The organism is Rhizobium sp. CFBP 13644, assembly GCF_014842165.1.
Classification (GTDB): domain Bacteria; phylum Pseudomonadota; class Alphaproteobacteria; order Rhizobiales; family Rhizobiaceae; genus Agrobacterium; species Agrobacterium tumefaciens_C.
On record NZ_JACYVF010000003.1, the window covers coordinates 419,225 to 436,408 of the forward strand.

Below are 17,184 nucleotides of genomic sequence, written 5' to 3' on the forward strand. Positions count from 1 at the left end.
CATGACTTTTACTTGCCCCAGATCTTCTTGTACTGATCGCGATAACCATTGTCGGGATCAAACGAGTTCTTCGGACCGCCATCGAATTCGACGTTATCGACGGTGACGACGTGCAAAGGTGAGACATAGCCAGACCATTTCTCACCCGAGAAAGCGCGGTTCAACTCATCCACAAGCTGCCAGCCCTGCAGGTTGAGTGGCTCTGCCACTGTCACCGACTGATACTGCTTGGCACGGATACGCTGATAGGCGCTTTCGGATCCATCGCCTGCTGCAACGCTTTTCGGTGCGCCATCTCCTGGAATACCGGCAGCGGAAAGTGCCGGGCCCATGAAGTCGAAATAGATGTCGTTGATCGCCAGCGAATGCGTCCACTTCGCACCGTATTTCTGCAGCAGCGTGGTCGTGAGCTGTGGCATGCGCTGTGATGTCTCGGCGATTGGCGTATCGACATATTCCAACACGGTGCCGCCAAGCGCTTGGATTTCGGCCTTCATCTTATCGGCCTTGGCAATCGCGATAGCATAGGTGGAGTCCGTGAAGATGATGACGCCGGGCTTGCCGCCTGCATCGACAAAAGCATAATCGGCTGCCGCCTTGGAAACTTCCATCGCATCGGTTGTGACGTTTGCAAACACGCCGACTTCATCGACCGGACCGACGGCAGGCGCTGCGTGCCAGGCCACCATCGGTATTTTTGCCTTCTTGGCTTCAGCCATGGCAGGTTTTTGCTCGACGGCATCAAAGCCTGCAATGATGATACCATTCGGCTTCAGCGTCAGCGCCTGTCCAAATGATGCCGTACGACCCTCCACCGATCCGGCACTATCAAGCACATTGACCTTCCAGCCCATGGCCTTGGCGGCCTCTTCGATGCCATTGACGACGCCAAGAATGCCGCCATTCTTCATGTCGGCGGCAACAATGACCACCGACTTGTCGGCAGCGGCCTTCGGTCCGGTTGTCGGGCCGTCCCACTTTTCGACCTTGCTGGCATATTTATCGACCACGGCTTTTGCGTCAGTGATGGCGTCTGCAAATACCGGGCCTGCCATCAGAATGGCGAAAGCGGCGGTGGTGAGTAACTGTCTGCGTTTCATGGTTCATCCTCCCGTTGAACGTATTATTTCAGTGTTTGTATGCCTTAAGATGGGTCTTCGATGACCTTCGGGGGCGCACCCTTTGGCTTCAATGCGCCGGCAATGCCGCGTCGGCGCTGGGCGTAACCAGCGATACCGATGGCCACGAGCAGAGTGACGCCATTGAATAGGGGCTCTACAAAGAACGAGCCGCCGAACTGCTGAATGCCTGCAATTCCAACAGCAAGAATGATGACACCGGTCATTGTGCCCCAGACATTGACGCGTCCGGGCTTGATCGTGGTGGAACCCAGAAACGCTCCAACGAGCGCAGGCAGCAAATATTCAAGCCCGACACTTGCCTGACCGATGCGCAGGCGCGATGCGAGCAGCACACCAGCAACAGCCGAAAGCAGGCCCGAGACAATAAAGGCGCCGACGACGAAACGGCGAACAGGAATACCGTTCAATGCAGCCGCCTTGGGGTTGGCTCCAATGGCATAGGTGTAGCGCCCGATCGGCAGGTATTCCAAAACGATCCACATCACCAAAGCCAGCGCCAGCACGTAGAAACCGGTGATCGGCAGACCAAAGAGCTGGGTTCCGTTCAAGGCCAGAAAGCCATCCGGCAGCACGCCCACGACCTGGCGGCCGCCCGTGTGCCAGAGTGCCAGGGCGTAGATGACGGTGCCGGTTCCAAGCGTTGCAATAAAGCTGTCGATCTTGGCGACTTCAACGAGCACTCCATTGAGCAACCCCGTAAGACCGCCCAGTATCAGAACGGTCAAAACAGCGATCGGCCAGGGAAATCCGTACATGGTTTGCAGACTGATCGCCAGAATGTGCCAGAGCACAATGCCATAGCCGATTGTTAGATCGATGCGACCGCATGCCATCGGGATCATGGCCGCAAGAGAGAGAATTGCGATGATCGTCTTGTTGGCAATGATCGAGCGCAGGTTCAGCGCTGTCGGGAACGTATCCGGCAGCATGACCGAGAAGAAGAGAATGAGCAGGGCGGTCAGGATCACCAGACCATAGACCGGCAGCAGGCGTCGCAGCCTCTCAGCGGTAGAAAGGCCCTGCAATTCCGAACGAGTCGGTTCAAGTGCGTTGGACTGGATGGATTGCATCTTCGTTCTCCAGTAAATCAGGCCGCTTCAGAAGCGGATGCCGCAGCAATGACGGCGGATGTGGTCAAGTCGTCTCCACTCAACTCGCGCACGATACGACCGCGAGAAAAGACGAGTGCCCTGTGGCAAATGTGAGCGATTTCTTCAAAATCAGTGGAGATGACCAGAACAGCCATACCCTCTTCGACCGCCGCCGCGATCAGGCGGTAAATATCTGCCTTGGCACCGACATCGACACCCGCGGTCGGGTCTTCGGCAATCAGTAATTTGCGCCCGGTCGCCAGCCACCGTCCGACGACAACCTTTTGTTGGTTGCCGCCCGATAGAGCTTCGATGGCCAGTGACTGGTCGTTGGGCCGAAGCCCAACCTTTTCACCAATCGACCAGGCTTGTGCGGCTTCTCTGGCTGGGGACAGAAACGCGCCGAGTTTACGACCCGAGGCACCGGGATTGATGAAAGTATTTTCACGCAGTGACAACGACATGGCGACGGACTCTTCCGTGCGGTCGCGCGCAATGAGGCCGATACCGGATGCGATTGCGGTCTCCGCTGACCGCAGATCGGGCTTCTTGCCACGGATCAGGACCTCGCCCGTGGCTTCCTCAACGCCGAACAAAGCGCGCCCTATCAACTCCTGTCCGGCACCACGCAGACCGACCAGCCCTAGCAACTCGCCCTGCCGCAGATTGAAGGACACAGGCCCCGCGCCCCGGCATGCTAGACTTTTGACGGTGACAAGCGTTTCGCCCGGCTCCGTGTGTGCCTTGGCAAACAGTTGATCCGCTTTTCGACCAACAATCATGCGAATTAGTTGATCGGGGTTTGTATCGCTGACGGCGCTTTCACCAACCAGGCGGCCATCACGCAGGACGGCAACACGGTCTGCGATGCGAAAGATCTCATCGAGGCGATGGGAGACATAGATCATCGCGACCCCCCTCTCTTTCAACGGCCTGATCGCATTGAAAAGGCGGTCAACCTCATCGGCGGGCAGGCTGGCCGTCGGCTCGTCCAGGACGAGAACATCGGCTTCAACGGCCAATGCACGGGCAATGGCGACCAGCGACTTTTCGGTGCGTGTCAGGCTTTGAATGCGGGTGGTCGGATCAAAATCACAGCCAACGAGTTTCAAAGCCTCGGCGGTGCGCCGTGCGGTCTCATTCCAGTCTATGAGTTTACGTTTGAGCGAAAAGCCTTGGGCAAGACCCACATTTTCCGCCACCGTCATCCATTCGATGAGGCCGAGGTCCTGATGGATGAACGCGACGGGCTGACGCTCGTTCGGCTTTGGAGGCCTGTGATGATAGGGCTCGCCACGGAAAAGTATTTCACCCGCGTCCGGCTTGTAGATACCTGCCAGCGTCTTGATGAGCGTGGATTTGCCAGCGCCGTTCTCACCCAGCAAGGCCAGAATTTCACCCTGCCGCACCTCAAGCGAAACATCGGTCAGAGCTTTCGTGCCGCCGAACTCCTTCGAAACGGAACGAAATTCCAGAAATTGATCAGTTCCCATTCGCTCCTCCCAAAGCTTGAGAGTTAACGCTATGATAACGATAACATAGGAGTCAAGCGACATTTGTGAACCGAACTATTTCATCGGATCAGAGGACACTCCGCACCCAATTTAGGCTGGACAAAGCGATTTCCCGAACTTATGTTATCGATAACAAAACATTGGAGGAATGCTTTTGGGCAAGATTCATATTCTTCAGGCTGGCGCATATCCCGCATGGGACGAAGAGCGTCTGAACGCCAATTTCACAGTGCATCGCTATTTCGAAGCCAGCGACAAGGCACTATTTCTGTCAGAGCATGGCAACAATATCAGGGGCATAGCCACGCGCGGCGAGCTTGGTGCCAGCCGTGAGCTGATCGAGGCACTTCCAAATCTCGAAATCATCAGCATCTATGGTGTCGGCTACGACGCCGTTGATCTGGCGGCTGCACGAGAGCGCAACATCCGCGTGACGAACACGCCCGATGTGCTGACCAAGGATGTCGCAGATCTCGCAGTGGGAATGATGCTGGCTCAGGCACGCGGCATGATCGGCGGCGACGCATGGGTCAGAACCGGTGACTGGACCAGAGGCGCATATCCGCTGAAATCCCGCGCCCATGGAAAGCGTGTTGGCGTGCTCGGCCTTGGCCGCATTGGCTTTGAGGTTGCAAGACGCCTCGCGGGCTTTGATATGGACATTGCCTACTCGAGCAAGGCACCCAAAGATCATGCGGCTGACTGGACATTCATTGCAGATCCAGTCGAACTTGCGGCCCGATCTGATTTTCTGTTCGTCACGCTCGCAGCATCTGCTGAGACACGCCATATTGTTGATCGCAAGGTTATCGAGGCGCTTGGGCCTGAGGGCATGTTGATCAATGTTTCCCGCGCCGCCAATATTGATGAAGAGGCTTTGCTCGATGCGCTGGAAACCCGCACATTGGGGTCAGCTGCACTGGATGTCTTTGCCGGGGAGCCACACCTCAACCCTCGCTTCCTGAAGCTCGATAACGTGCTGCTGCAGCCACATATGGCGTCAGGTACGTTCGAAACCCGCAAGGCCATGGGCGCTTTGGTGTTTGACAACCTTTCGGCACATTTTGATGGTCGTACCCTCCCGACCCCTGTTCTTTGAGGTATTAAAAATGAAAGCCATTGTTATCCACGCGCCGAAGGATTTGCGTATCGAGGAGCGAACTGTCGAGGCACCCGGCCCCGGCGAGGTCGACATCCGCCTTGCGGCCGGTGGAATATGCGGATCGGACCTGCACTATTACGCCCATGGCGGTTTCGGTACCGTCCGTTTGAAAGAACCGATGATCCTCGGTCATGAGGTTTCGGGCTATGTTGCAGCCCTTGGTGAAGGCGTATCTCATCTGGCCGTTGGAGACCTCGTGGCGGTTTCGCCATCGAGGCCTTGCGGCTCTTGCGAATATTGCCACAAGGGCCTGCCGAACCATTGCTTCAACATGCGGTTCTATGGTTCCGCAATGCCATTCCCGCACATACAGGGTGCCTTCCGCCAGCGTCTGATTGCCAATGCCAGCCAGTGCGTCAAGGCCGATGGTCTGACCCCTGGCGAAGCTGCCATGGCCGAACCGCTTTCGGTAGCCTTGCACGCAACGCGGCGCGCTGGCGAGTTGCTGGGCAAGCGCGTGCTTGTAACGGGCTGCGGACCGATCGGAACATTGTCAATTCTGGCCGCGCGGCGCGCGGGTGCGGTGGAAATCGTGGCTGCTGATTTGTCAGCGCGCGCCTTGAGCTTTGCAAAGGCTGCAGGTGCTGATCGGACGATCAACCTGTCCGAGGAGCGCGATGGCCTGGCAGATTTCAGCCTGAACAAGGGCTATTTCGATGTGCTTTACGAGTGCTCCGGTGCCCAACCGGCGCTGGTCGCCGGTATTCAGGCGCTGAGACCCCGTGGCGTGATCGTGCAGCTTGGTCTGGGCGGCGATATGTCCCTGCCGATGATGGCGATCACCGCAAAAGAGCTCGATCTTCGCGGCTCTTTCCGCTTCCACGAGGAGTTTGCCACTGCCGTGAAGTTGATGCAGGGTGGCCTGATCGACGTCAAACATCTGATTACCCACACCTTACCGATCTCGGAGGCCTTGAAAGCGTTCGAAATCGCTTCGGATAAGGGGCAATCGATGAAGACACAAATAGACTTCAGCTGATCTACGTCTGGGAGACACTATGAGCATTCAACTTTTCGATCTGACCGGCAAGCGCGCGCTCGTTACGGGTTCGTCACAAGGCATTGGCTATGCGTTGGCGCAAGGCCTCAAGGCTGCGGGTGCAGACGTTATCTTGAACGGCCGCGACGAGGCGAAGCTGAAAGCTGCCGCAGAGGCGCTTAGCACAAAGCACATGCTGTGCTTTGACGCGACAGATCATGAGGCTGTTCGCACGGCAGTTGATGCCTTCGAACAAGACACAGGCTCAATCGACATTCTCGTCAACAATGCCGGCATGCAGCACCGTTCCCCGCTTGAAGACTTTCCGGCGGACGCCTTCGAAAGACTGCTGCGAACCAATATTTCCACGGTGTTTAATGTTGGCCAAGCCGTTGCACGGCACATGATCAAGCGCGGTGCGGGAAAGATCATCAATATCGCCAGTGTGCAGACGGCTCTTGCCCGCCCCGGCATCGCGCCCTACACCGCCACAAAAGGCGCGGTGGGCAATCTGACGAAGGGCATGGCCACAGATTGGGCGAAATACGGCATTCAATGCAATGCCATAGCGCCCGGCTATTTCGACACCCCCCTCAACGCAGCACTTGTTGCCGATCCAGCCTTCACGACATGGCTTGAAAAGCGGACACCTGCCGGTCGTTGGGGCAAGGTCGAAGAGCTTGTCGGCGCGTGCCTGTTCCTATCGTCAAACGCCTCGTCCTTCGTCAATGGACACGTCCTTTATGTAGATGGCGGCATCACAGCATCGCTGTAACCGATTGAAGAGGGTGCCCCTGAAGAATGGGGCACTCATATTTTCGAAAACTCTGGGAGGAGGCCACTATGACGAACAGGGTCGCACTGATTGGTGCAGGCGCCATGGGTGGCGCAATTGGCAGCCGGTTGGTTGAAACCGGCAATCATCTGTCGGTCTTTGATCTCGACCGCGAAAAGGTCCAGGCCCTTGTTGACAAGGGGGCCGTTGCGGCGGCTACCGCAGCGGATGCTGCCCGTATGAGTGACTACGTCATCCTCAGCCTCAATTCGCCTGAGGTCATACGCCGCGCAGTTTTTGGTGAAGCCGGTGTGGCCGATGGCGCAAAAGCCGGGACATTGATCATCGATATGTCTTCAATAGACCCGGACGCCACGAAAAAGCTTGCGGCTGATGCGGCTGAAAAAGGCTTGCGCTGGGTGGATAGCCCGCTATCCGGCGGCGCACCCAAAGCCTTGATCGGCCAACTGACGCTGATGGCCGGGGGCTCCGATGCTGACGTTGAAGATGCTCACACCGTGCTGAAGCATGTGGCGAGCAACTACACTCACATGGGACCAGTCGGTGCGGGACAAACAACCAAGCTCATCAATCAGGTGCTGTGCGGCCTTGGATTTCTGGCGGTTGCTGAAGCGACGCAGCTCGCGCTCGACGCTGGTGTGGATGCCGCCAAGATTCCTCAGGCGCTGAAAGGCGGACGGGCAGACAGCGCAATCCTGCAGGAATACATGCCGCGTTATGTTGCGAAGGATTACCGACGCACCGGGCGTATCGACAACATGGTCAAGGACCTCAACGGCGCGCAGGATCTTGCCCGCCGGACCAACACCAGCATGCCGCTGACCGCAATCTGCGCCGAAATTCACCGCATGATGACAGCCTCCGGTTTCGGGGCTGAGGATCAGGCTGCGCTGATGGAATTTTTCAAGGGACCCAACAAGGAAACATTAGAATGATTACGCGCTACGCTCTTTTTGAAGGAAAAGTCAAAGACGGCCAGACCGAAGCTTTTCGCAAAGCCGTGCTGGACCGCATTCTGCCAAAGTGGCAGCAGTTCCCGCATGCGACAGATGTGCGCATCTCATTTGCAGAAGCCCGTGACGATGGCGCACCGGAACTGCCGATGATCCTTGCGATCAACTATCCTAGCCTGGAAGCTGTCGAAGAAGCACTCGCCAGCCCCGTTCGCAGCGAGGCGCGCGCTGCGACTGAAGCCGTTTTGGCCGAATTCTTCGAAGGCCGTATTCACCACCACGTCACCCTCGCAAACGAATACAAGCTCTAAACATTTCTGGTGAAATGCGTGGACGGTGCCAGCGTAGGCGGCACCGTCCACCCCATCGCCCCGGTTCATATCAGCTGTTCCAAACACATCAGAACAGTGGCTGCGGCGGCACGACGTCGCGCCGATGGATACGCCGCAAGCCGGTGTCGATCGCCACCCGGCAGATGATCGCGTTATAGCATCTCAAAATATGCTTGCCTAAAAATCATAATACGACTTTAATGCTTAGATAGTATCTATCTGGGCGTGGGAGTGCGCTCAGGGCTTGAGCATTTCTGCAACGGGTTCAGATACTTCACCGCCATCCCCTCCCAAGACATCTCGCCAATCGCCTTTGCGGCGATGTATGCACCCAAAAGGGAATTCAAGTGAAAATCGCCATTGTAGGATGCGGGTCACGTCACAAAATGTTTCGCGATTCCGTGACGGAAGACTACTCGGACAAGCATGAAATCGTGGCGCTATGCGATAGCAATGGCCATCGCCTGGCCGAAGCCGCAAAGGCGCTTCTCAAACCAGGCACAAACGGTGTCCCCACATATCTCGCCGAAAATTTCGATCAGCTGATCGCGGAGCAAAAGCCGGATACAATCGTGGTCGCAACGCCGGACTTTCTGCATTCCGACTATATTGTCCGCGCCTTTGAAGCAGGTTGCGATGTCATTTGTGAGAAGCCACTGACGATCGACCTATCTCGGTTAAAACAGATCGTCGATGCGCAGGCCCGTACAGGCCGCAAGGTCATGGTCACGTTCAATTATCGTTACTCCCCTGCCCGCACGCAGATCAAGGAGATGCTGTCATCAGGCGTTATCGGCACGATTACGGCCGTCGACTTTCGTTGGCATCTCGACCGCGTGCATGGCGCAGATTACTTCCGACGCTGGCACCGGCAGAAGGAAAATTCCGGCGGGCTGCTCGTCCACAAGTCGACGCATCATTTTGATCTTCTCAACTGGTGGCTGGCGTCTGCACCGTTAGAGGTCTTTGCATCTGGCCAACGCGCATTTTACCGGCCAGAGACAGCCGTGGAGCTTGGGTTGGAAGACCACGGCCCGCGTTGTGCCGACTGTCCGGTGGCGGATAAGTGCGCTTTCCGTCTTGATCTCTCTGCCGATGAACAGTTGAAAGCCCTCTATCTCGACGCTGAAGATGAGGATGGCTATTTCCGAGACAGGTGCGTGTTCGATGCGGATATCGGCATAGAGGACACGATGCAGGCCCACATCCGCTATGCATCCGGCGTGACAGCCAACTACACGCTGACGGCCTATTCACCGTGGGAAGGGCTGGAAATTCGCTTTCAGGGCACGAAGGGCGAAATCATCCACAAGCACGTGGAAGTCCACGGCGTGTTCGGTGGAGTCCGCGACCATGCCGACGAAGAGGCAATCACCACCGAGCTGCATTTGGCAGGTGAAAAGCCGAGGATGATCGCAGTGCCCAAGGCGACAGGAAACCACGGAGGCGCAGACCCAGTCATGCTTGGCTATATCTTCGCGCCTGACACAATGGAGCCGGATCGCTTCAACCGCGCCTCGGACCATGTCTCCGGTGCATGGTCGATTCTCACGGGAATTGCGGCTAATGCTTCGATAGAAACAGGATCAGCCGTCAGCATACAAGCGATGCTGAAATCTCGTGATATCAAGATTTGAAGGGCCCAAAAAGGGAAACGCCTGCCGCCGGAGGAGGTGCGGCAGGCTTTAAACTTGATCGACAACTGGGAGGAGGAGTGCTGTCGATCCAAATCTAGCGACGCTGGGAGGAGGAGTGCGTCGCTTCGATGGTTTAAATATAGCTTAGCTCACAAAAATTAACAGACCATCTCTCGCAATGCAGGCATGCAGTTTTGCATAGCTTGAAGATCCCTGCCGCCTTTTTCATCAACCTGTCGCCCTCTCCACGCTTACACCTCGCGGTGGACCTGGAAACCGGCGAACGACTGATTGACCGGCATAAGCTCTATGCTGTTGATGTTGATGTGCTTGGGCTGCGAAGCCACCCAGTGGATCGTATTGGCGATATCGTCTGGCAGGATGGGGTTCACACCCTTGTACAGCGTGTCTGATGCATCTTGGTTGCCGCCGGTGCGCACAACGGTGAACTCGGTTTCGCACATGCCCGGCTCAATAGATGTGACGCGAACGCCCTTGCCATGCATGTCTGACCGCAAACCCAGCGAGAACTGACGTAAAAAGGCTTTGGTGCCGGCATAGACATTGCCGCCAGCATAAGGCCAGTGGGCCGCAACCGACGACAAGTTAATGACGATGCCACGGCGCTCGATCAGGCCCGGCAGGATGTGATGCGTGATGTTAAGCAACCCGGTAATGTTGGTGTTGACCATTGTGTGCCAGTCTTTCAACGGCACATTGGGCGCGGTGCCTGTTCCAAGTGCAAGACCAGCATTGTTGACGAGGATATCGATACCCTGAAATTCGGAAGGAAGTGCTTCGAAGGCCGCTGCCATCGCCGCTTCATCCGTAATGTCAAAGACCATGCCGTGAAAGGCGGTTCCGAGTTCTTCACCCAGCTTGGCAAGACGATCTGCCCGGCGACCCGTGCCGATGACTTTCCATCCATCTTTGGCAAATAATCTGGCTGTCGCCTCGCCAAAACCCGAGGTCGCGCCGGTGATGAGGATTGTTCCGCTCATGTGATAACTCCGTATTTTTTAATCTCTATGCTTCAGCAATGCGTCAACGGCATGCTGGAGGCACTGCTTGAACGCGCTGAGGTCGGTGTAAAGCGCATCTGCAGGCGCATCGCCAACCACGACAACGCCGCCGCGCCTGATGATGCCACCATGCAGCATAAGATTGTCCGCCATATCGAAATTCTCGATCGAGAGCCCGTCCGGTCCACGATACCGCCCGGTGTCATCCTGCGTTGGCGGTTTTCCATAGTGGTCAACGATGCGTGTGAAGTGGTTTGCGGCAACATTCGTATACGCAAACACTGGCTTGCCAAGGGCGCACATGAAGCCTAGCTCGTAACTCGTGCCCGTATCCGCTGCGATGCCTCGAAACGGCGTTAGGTTTGCGATGATGGCATCCGCCTCCAGCATCATCTGCTCGTCGACCGCATTGATGTTACAGCCATGGCCGATTTTCGTTTCTGCGGGCGGTATCAGGAGGTCGCCAGGTGAAAGAGGGTCAAATCCGGCTTGGCGGGCAAGCTCCGCCTTGGCATCGAGCATTTCACGGGCATTGGGCAGGAAAACTTCCGGCCCGGCGAGGTAGACTTTGACTGGCATGGGATGCGGCACTTCTTTCGAAATTGAACGACTATGCCAGACTAATCCTTTCGTCTGGCACTGCACAAGGTACAGGACCGCTCGAAAAGGATCATGAGATGGTATCGCGACCAACCACTTTCGGCTATAGGGCCATCGACAATCCAGCAGTGGAGACAGAAATGGCAGCGAAGATCCGTTATCACGAAGGCGATATCTCAAAAGAAGACGCAGGCCGTTATACCGGCGCTGTCGCTATCGATACGGAAACGCTTGGCCTTGTTCCAAGGCGCGACCGCCTATGCGTCGTTCAGCTTTCACCCGGCGATGGCACCGCAGATGTTATCCGCATCGCAGCCGGCCAGAAAGAGGCCCCAAACCTCGTCACCTTGCTCGCAGATCCGGCCCGCCAGAAGATCTTTCACTATGGCCGCTTCGATATTGCCGTTCTTTTCCACACTTTTGGCGTGACATCGGCACCGGTCTTCTGCACCAAAATCGCCTCGCGCCTTTGCCGCACCTATACGGATCGCCATGGATTGAAGGATAATCTCAAGGAATTACTGGAGGTCGATATCTCCAAGGCGCAGCAATCGTCTGACTGGGCCGCCGAAAAACTGTCGCCTGCGCAACTGGAATATGCGGCATCTGATGTGCTGCATCTTCATGCTCTTCGAGACAAATTGACGACGCGCCTCATTCGCGATGGCCGCTACGAACATGCTGAAGCGTGCTTTGCCTTCCTGCCGACACGCTCCAAGCTCGACCTGCTGGGCTGGGAAGACACGGATATCTTTGCTCATAGCTGAGTGTCGCGCTTTGCCTGTTGTACCAAAACCGGATTGAAGAAACGATGGCACTTAGCAAATCGTTAATCTTTCAGGATCATGCTTCACTCAGATGATTCGCGTAATTTTGCTCCATTCGACCGTACAGATGCATACCGGATCTCGGCAATGCGCCGCATGAGCGGACGATAATAACATCTGCGTCGCCGCCAAAGCCCTGTTGAAACCGGGCCTGTTCAAGCTGACATGTTCTGGCAGCCATAGCTGACACCTGTCACCAAGAAGGGAGCGTATCATGCTACCGCCGGTCAGCCCCGTGTCTGCCACCGATGTTTCGTTCTCCATGGCGAAGCCACCGCAGGATACAGCCTCGACACTGCCAGCGCCGCTTCCCTTGGCTCAAGGCACGACATCAGAGAGCGCCAAACTCGCCTCTGGCACCGGTATTCGTGCCGTGTCAGGCGAGTTACAATTATCGAGCAATGTCAGCGTGCTTGCCGAGACACTTGGCAAATTGCTCAACATCCAGCGTATGGATGGTGAGGGCGCCGAGGCATATGTCAATCGGCTGGTTGAGATCATCAAGACGCTCCCCATGGATCAGAAAGGCGCGTTGGAAAAAGCCCTCGGCAGCGTGTTACGTGGCATCACCCTTGATATGTTATCCACTGCTTTGAAAAGCTCTGCAGGGCCGGAAGCGGCACGACTGGCCGTCATGTTCGAGCTTTCACGCTCCAGCGGCACCAGCCGAACGGCAAAACCTTCCATCCCGGCCTACCTCCAGGATATCCTACCGGACAGCCCGGTTATTCCGCAAATCAAAACACTGGCCAGCTCACCTGCCACCGTTGCAAACAAGATGCCAGCTCCACAGGTCGCCCTTGCCAACTATCTGCTTGGAGAGATTGGTTCAGACCGATCCGTGACGCCGTCGTCCACAACGGCGCAGCCGGGCAAATCTGGCGCCATAGTCGCACCCTCAAACGTGCCGACAGCGCCAACCGGCACGGTACCGACCCCAAGTACCCCAATCAACGCTGCCGCTGCACAGGGGCAACTCCCCCGCGACGGGCAGAGCGCCCCACAACCGGCGCAGCAAACGAACGCTGCCCCGGCGCGAATACGGCTTAACGAGCCTGCCCTGGCGACGCGACCACAGATGACGGAGCAACAGCGGACAGGGTTGATCGCGCAGCAACCGCCTTTGACTGTCGATGTGGCAACAGAAAACGAGCACCCAACGCCGATACCGGTCGCCAATATTGTCGAACGCCAACACAATTTGCCCACAGGCGGCGCTTTTTCCAAGGCCACACCCAAGGAGATGGAGAAGCTCCTTCTCGCTGTCGTCCTCGGAAAGCTGCCCGAGCAGGCCGAAACCATAACACCGCAGATCGTCGCCAGCCTGCTAACCGAGCAAGACCCGCAGCACATCTCAAAACCATTGCTGGCGGCTAAGTCCGACTTTCACACCGTGAGCGTGGACCAGACGGCGGAAGACACCGTCCTGGCAACCCAACGGCAGGAGACGCTCGCAGCACAGCGAAATGCGGTTGCCGAGGATATCAAGGCGGCACTGCTGGAACAGCCGACGCTTCATTCCGCTCTTGCGGCCATAGTCGGGAAAGAAGCCATCCCTCTGCCTTATGTTCCCTATCCAGCCGCCAAGGACGAAGAGGAATCGGATGCGCCGCCGCGGGGCAGCATGCATTCGTCGCAGGGCGATTCGGAAGACGCGAACGACGGCAGCGAAAAGGACGACAACGACCCTCCTCAGGAGGAACGGATTGCCGCCAATGACATGTTGACTGACCAATCGCTTTCGCAGGGTGAGAACAAAGACGGAGCAACTGATAACGCCGAATCCTATTATCTTCGGATGAGCGGCTATTCCTGAAATCCACATAGTTCAGCCCAATAAAAAACCCGCCGGATCGCTCCGGCGGGTTTCTCATTTCAGGCTATTGAACGATTACTCGGTACGGTTCTTGAGAGCCGCGCCAAGGATGTCGCCGAGCGAAGCGCCGCTGTCGGACGAACCGAACTGTGCAACTGCTTCCTTCTCTTCTGCGATTTCCAGAGCCTTGATCGAAAGCATAACCTTGCGATCCTTCTTGGAGAAGTTGACAACGCGTGCGTCGAGAACCTGGCCAACCGAGAAACGCTCTGGGCGCTGATCGTCACGATCACGTGCCAGGTCGTTACGACGGATGAAGGATGTGAGGTCTTCGTGTGCCACGAGCTTCACTTCGATGCCGCCTTCGTTCACGCCGATAACTTCAGCGGAAACAACAGCGTTCTTGCGAAGTTCGCCAGTGGTCGCAGCGTCACCAACTGCATCCTTGCCAAGCTGCTTGATGCCGAGCGAGATGCGTTCCTTCTCGACGTCTACGTCAAGAACAACAGCCTTTACGGTGTCACCCTTGTTGTATTCCTCGATGACCTGTTCGCCTGGACGGTTCCAGTCGAGGTCGGACAAGTGAACCATGCCGTCAACGTCGCCTTCGAGACCAATGAACAGGCCGAATTCGGTCTTGTTCTTGACTTCGCCTTCAACTTCAGTGCCGGCCGGATGGCTGAAGGCAAATGCCTGCCATGGGTTTTCCAGCGTCTGCTTGAGGCCAAGCGAGATACGACGCTTGGAAGGATCGACTTCGAGAACAACAACGTCGACGTCCTGTGTTGTGGACAGGATCTTGCCGGGATGTACGTTCTTCTTGGTCCAGGACATTTCGGAGATGTGGATGAGGCCTTCGATGCCTGGCTCCAGCTCAACGAATGCACCGTAGTCGGTGATGTTGGTAACGGTACCGGAGATCTTCTTACCAACTGGGTACTTGGCAGAGATGCCATCCCAAGGATCAGACTCGAGCTGCTTCATGCCGAGCGAGATACGGTGGGTTTCCTGGTTGATGCGGATGATCTGAACCTTGACCGACTGGCCAATGTTGAGGATCTCAGAAGGATGGTTCACGCGGCGCCATGCCATGTCGGTCACGTGCAGCAGGCCATCGATGCCGCCGAGGTCAACGAACGCACCGTAATCGGTGATGTTCTTGACGACGCCGTCAACAACCTGGCCTTCTTCGAGGTTCTGAACGATTTCAGAACGCTGCTCGGCGCGGGACTCTTCGAGAACCGTACGGCGCGAAACAACGATGTTACCGCGACGCTTGTCCATCTTGAGGATTTCAAACGGCTGCGGGTTGTGCATCAGCGGAGTTACGTCGCGGATTGGACGAATGTCCACCTGCGAACGTGGAAGGAACGCAACAGCGCCATCCAGATCGACGGTGAAGCCACCCTTGACCTGGTTGAAGATAACGCCTTCGACGCGCTCACCAGCTTCGAACTTGGCTTCAAGCTTGACCCAGCTCTCTTCGCGGCGAGCCTTCTCGCGCGACAGAACGGCTTCGCCCAGAGCGTTTTCAATACGCTCAACGTAAACTTCGACTTCGTCGCCGACCTTCAGGCCGCCGTCTTTCGAACGTGCGCCGAATTCCTTGAGCGCGATGCGGCCTTCAACCTTGAGGCCGACGTCGACGATCGCAACGTCCTTTTCAATCGCCGTGACGATACCTTTGGCTACGTAGCCTTCAGCAAGGTCATTCGACGCAAAGGACTCTTCCAGCAGGGCTGCGAAATCGTCGCGCGTGGGGGTAGCTACTGACATTAAATCTCCTGAGAGCATCCACTATGGGACACAAAGCACCGGGGGTTCGCGTTGATCATTCCCGAAAACAATGCCCACCTCTTTCTTCGAGGTTTTCCGGTGCAGGACATGCTTTCAGGATATTCCAGTCTAAACGAGGGCCGGACTTGCCGGTTCCACGCACATATTATCTCTTCAAGGCAGCATCGACAATCGACTTGGCTGCTTGAAACGCCGCCTCTATACCCATTTTAGACGTATCAAGCAAGTGCGCGTCTTCAGCTGGTTTCAATGGACTGTCGCTGCGCCCCATATCGCGCTCGTCGCGTTTCTTCACATCCGAAAAAATCGCCTCGTAATCGGCAACGCCGCCCCCGGCAATGATTTCGTCAAACCGGCGACGCGCGCGCACATCGGGGGCTGCAGTCACGTAGAGTTTCACCGGCGCATCAGGGCAGACAACGGTTCCAATGTCACGCCCATCGAGCACAGTGCCGGGCTGCCGGATTGAGAATGCGCGTTGAGCCTCCACCAGTGCACGGCGCACTGAAGGCATGACCGCGATCCGTGATGCTGCTTCGCCAACCTCGTGGCGGGCAAGTACAGCTCGGTCCATGGCGGCAAGATCCAGATTGAGCGCCACCTTCTCGGCAACGGCTTCGTCGTCCAGCGGCAATCCGGCATCCAGCAGCGCCTTTGCCGTGGCGCGGTATGTCAGCCCAGTGTCCAGGTGATGAAATCCATAGGCTTGCGCAATGTGTCGTGACAACGTCCCCTTGCCTGCGGCGGCCGGTCCATCAATGGCAATTATAAATGTCATAACTCTCCCGTCCTGCTGTCGAAACGGCAAAACACTGCCGCCTGCGGTTTCTTACAGAGGCCGTACCGGATCATCAAGCGATGGACCTGAGCCGCGCAGTATACGTGGCTTATAAAGTTTATCTTTGACAGGAAACGCATCAGCGATTAATGGGACCGGCTAGAATTTTACCGTCTACTGCCGGAAATACGGCGTAAACACCGAACTCATCTCACAATTTGAGGCTTAGACATTGGCAAAAGTGGACCTTGGAACCAAGCGCACAGATCCTGATACAGGCAAGAAGTTTTACGACCTGAACCGTGATCCGATCGTGTCTCCTTATTCCGGCAAATCCTGGCCGCTTTCCTTCTTCGAGGAAACGACTGCAGCCAAGAAGATGGAACAGCAGGCTGAAGAGGAAGAGGTAGCCGAAGTCGATACCGAAAACACGGAAGTCGAACTCGTGCCTCTGGAAGACGCGGATGCCGACGCAGCTGGCGACGATATTCCCGATATCGAAGGCGACGATGACGTCGAGCTGGATGATGACGACGATACGTTCCTGGAAGCGGACGAAGACGAAGACGATGACGACGTTTCCGGCATCATCGGCGTAAACGGCGACGACGACGAGACCTGATTTCCACAGGAATTATCGCCCGGCGTCAAAAAAATGTCGTCGGGCGAATTTTTCGGCTTGCCATTGTGCAGAAGCACAAGTATCAAGCCGCCACCGACGCAAACAAATGCTTCGGT

The 17,184-nt window shown here is 56.5% G+C and carries 16 protein-coding genes; 9 read left to right on the plus strand and 7 right to left on the minus strand.

Going from position 1 to position 17,184, the window contains the following annotated elements; genetic code table 11:
* Positions 1–8 precede the first annotated feature (8 nt).
* From IFT53_RS11385 to IFT53_RS11395, 3 genes are read right to left on the minus strand one after another with little or no spacing between them, the layout of a single operon-like run.
* Positions 9–1,100 carry an ABC transporter substrate-binding protein gene (locus tag IFT53_RS11385; protein WP_042616629.1) on the minus strand — a complete coding sequence of 364 codons (1,092 nt, stop codon included), beginning with the start codon at positions 1,098–1,100 and terminating at the stop codon, positions 9–11.
* A gap of 44 nt (positions 1,101–1,144) precedes the next feature.
* The gene (locus tag IFT53_RS11390) at positions 1,145–2,212 is read right to left on the minus strand and encodes an ABC transporter permease (RefSeq protein ID WP_192064800.1); all 1,068 of its coding nucleotides are present in this window, start codon (positions 2,210–2,212) and stop codon (positions 1,145–1,147) included.
* Between the two features lie 17 nt (positions 2,213–2,229).
* Positions 2,230–3,726, minus strand: coding sequence for a sugar ABC transporter ATP-binding protein (locus IFT53_RS11395; RefSeq protein ID WP_192064801.1), 1,497 nt, complete (start codon positions 3,724–3,726; stop codon positions 2,230–2,232).
* 175 nt (positions 3,727–3,901) lie between these two features.
* On the opposite strand from IFT53_RS11395, the gene IFT53_RS11400 reads away from it, so the two are divergent.
* The 6 genes from IFT53_RS11400 to IFT53_RS11425 all read left to right on the plus strand — a co-directional run bounded on the left by IFT53_RS11400 (position 3,902) and on the right by IFT53_RS11425 (position 9,606).
* Entirely contained in the window at positions 3,902–4,846 is a 945-nt protein-coding gene (locus IFT53_RS11400) for a 2-hydroxyacid dehydrogenase (protein ID WP_192064802.1), read from the plus strand.
* Positions 4,847–4,856: 10 nt separating this feature from the next.
* Positions 4,857–5,888, plus strand: coding sequence for an L-idonate 5-dehydrogenase (locus IFT53_RS11405; protein WP_192064803.1), 1,032 nt, complete (start codon positions 4,857–4,859; stop codon positions 5,886–5,888).
* A gap of 19 nt (positions 5,889–5,907) precedes the next feature.
* Complete coding sequence (locus tag IFT53_RS11410) at positions 5,908–6,663, plus strand: SDR family oxidoreductase (protein ID WP_192064804.1); 756 nt, start codon at positions 5,908–5,910, stop codon at positions 6,661–6,663.
* Positions 6,664–6,731: 68 nt separating this feature from the next.
* Positions 6,732–7,619 (plus strand): NAD(P)-dependent oxidoreductase, encoded by an 888-nt coding sequence (locus tag IFT53_RS11415; RefSeq protein WP_192064805.1) that lies wholly within the window; start codon positions 6,732–6,734, stop codon positions 7,617–7,619.
* Positions 7,616–7,948 (plus strand): hypothetical protein, encoded by a 333-nt coding sequence (locus IFT53_RS11420; RefSeq protein WP_042616635.1) that lies wholly within the window; start codon positions 7,616–7,618, stop codon positions 7,946–7,948. The genes IFT53_RS11415 and IFT53_RS11420 overlap by 4 nt, the downstream gene beginning before the upstream one ends.
* Before the next feature lie 368 nt (positions 7,949–8,316).
* Positions 8,317–9,606: a Gfo/Idh/MocA family oxidoreductase gene (locus IFT53_RS11425; protein ID WP_192064806.1), complete on the plus strand. Its 1,290-nt coding sequence runs from the start codon at positions 8,317–8,319 to the stop codon at positions 9,604–9,606.
* A gap of 251 nt (positions 9,607–9,857) precedes the next feature.
* On the opposite strand, the gene IFT53_RS11430 is transcribed toward IFT53_RS11425, so the two are convergent.
* Complete coding sequence (locus IFT53_RS11430; RefSeq protein ID WP_192064807.1) at positions 9,858–10,607, minus strand: SDR family oxidoreductase; 750 nt, start codon at positions 10,605–10,607, stop codon at positions 9,858–9,860.
* Between the two features lie 18 nt (positions 10,608–10,625).
* Positions 10,626–11,207 (minus strand): nucleoside 2-deoxyribosyltransferase, encoded by a 582-nt coding sequence (locus IFT53_RS11435; protein ID WP_192064808.1) that lies wholly within the window; start codon positions 11,205–11,207, stop codon positions 10,626–10,628.
* A gap of 161 nt (positions 11,208–11,368) precedes the next feature.
* On the opposite strand from IFT53_RS11435, the gene IFT53_RS11440 reads away from it, so the two are divergent.
* Both IFT53_RS11440 and IFT53_RS11445 read left to right on the plus strand, forming a co-directional pair.
* Positions 11,369–11,995: a ribonuclease D gene (locus IFT53_RS11440; protein WP_042616639.1), complete on the plus strand. Its 627-nt coding sequence runs from the start codon at positions 11,369–11,371 to the stop codon at positions 11,993–11,995.
* Positions 11,996–12,269: 274 nt separating this feature from the next.
* Positions 12,270–13,871, plus strand: coding sequence for a hypothetical protein (locus IFT53_RS11445; RefSeq protein WP_192064809.1), 1,602 nt, complete (start codon positions 12,270–12,272; stop codon positions 13,869–13,871).
* A gap of 75 nt (positions 13,872–13,946) precedes the next feature.
* On the opposite strand, the gene rpsA is transcribed toward IFT53_RS11445, so the two are convergent.
* The gene (rpsA, locus tag IFT53_RS11450; RefSeq protein ID WP_042616641.1) at positions 13,947–15,647 is read right to left on the minus strand and encodes a 30S ribosomal protein S1; all 1,701 of its coding nucleotides are present in this window, start codon (positions 15,645–15,647) and stop codon (positions 13,947–13,949) included.
* A 166-nt stretch (positions 15,648–15,813) separates the two neighbouring features.
* A complete protein-coding gene (cmk, locus tag IFT53_RS11455) occupies positions 15,814–16,446 on the minus strand; it encodes a (d)CMP kinase (RefSeq protein ID WP_192064810.1) in 633 nt (210 codons plus the stop codon).
* Between the two features lie 232 nt (positions 16,447–16,678).
* Here cmk and IFT53_RS11460 point away from each other — a divergent pair, with 232 nt between their 5' ends.
* Positions 16,679–17,068 carry a TIGR02300 family protein gene (locus IFT53_RS11460; RefSeq protein WP_042616643.1) on the plus strand — a complete coding sequence of 130 codons (390 nt, stop codon included), beginning with the start codon at positions 16,679–16,681 and terminating at the stop codon, positions 17,066–17,068.
* Positions 17,069–17,184: the final 116 nt, after the last annotated feature.

Excerpts from the sequence above, each read along its gene's own strand:
- IFT53_RS11385 (WP_042616629.1), bottom strand. The coding sequence starts at position 1,100 with ATGAAACGCAGACAGTTACTCACCACCGCCGCTTTCGCCATTCTGATG.
- IFT53_RS11390 (WP_192064800.1), bottom strand. The coding sequence starts at position 2,212 with ATGCAATCCATCCAGTCCAACGCACTTGAACCGACTCGTTCGGAATTG.
- IFT53_RS11395 (WP_192064801.1), bottom strand. The coding sequence starts at position 3,726 with ATGGGAACTGATCAATTTCTGGAATTTCGTTCCGTTTCGAAGGAGTTC.
- IFT53_RS11405 (WP_192064803.1), top strand. The coding sequence starts at position 4,857 with ATGAAAGCCATTGTTATCCACGCGCCGAAGGATTTGCGTATCGAGGAG.
- IFT53_RS11410 (WP_192064804.1), top strand. The coding sequence starts at position 5,908 with ATGAGCATTCAACTTTTCGATCTGACCGGCAAGCGCGCGCTCGTTACG.
- IFT53_RS11415 (WP_192064805.1), top strand. The coding sequence starts at position 6,732 with ATGACGAACAGGGTCGCACTGATTGGTGCAGGCGCCATGGGTGGCGCA.
- IFT53_RS11420 (WP_042616635.1), top strand. The coding sequence starts at position 7,616 with ATGATTACGCGCTACGCTCTTTTTGAAGGAAAAGTCAAAGACGGCCAG.
- IFT53_RS11430 (WP_192064807.1), bottom strand. The coding sequence starts at position 10,607 with ATGAGCGGAACAATCCTCATCACCGGCGCGACCTCGGGTTTTGGCGAG.
- IFT53_RS11435 (WP_192064808.1), bottom strand. The coding sequence starts at position 11,207 with ATGCCAGTCAAAGTCTACCTCGCCGGGCCGGAAGTTTTCCTGCCCAAT.
- IFT53_RS11440 (WP_042616639.1), top strand. The coding sequence starts at position 11,369 with ATGGCAGCGAAGATCCGTTATCACGAAGGCGATATCTCAAAAGAAGAC.
- IFT53_RS11445 (WP_192064809.1), top strand. The coding sequence starts at position 12,270 with ATGCTACCGCCGGTCAGCCCCGTGTCTGCCACCGATGTTTCGTTCTCC.
- rpsA (WP_042616641.1), bottom strand. The coding sequence starts at position 15,647 with ATGTCAGTAGCTACCCCCACGCGCGACGATTTCGCAGCCCTGCTGGAA.
- cmk (WP_192064810.1), bottom strand. The coding sequence starts at position 16,446 with ATGACATTTATAATTGCCATTGATGGACCGGCCGCCGCAGGCAAGGGG.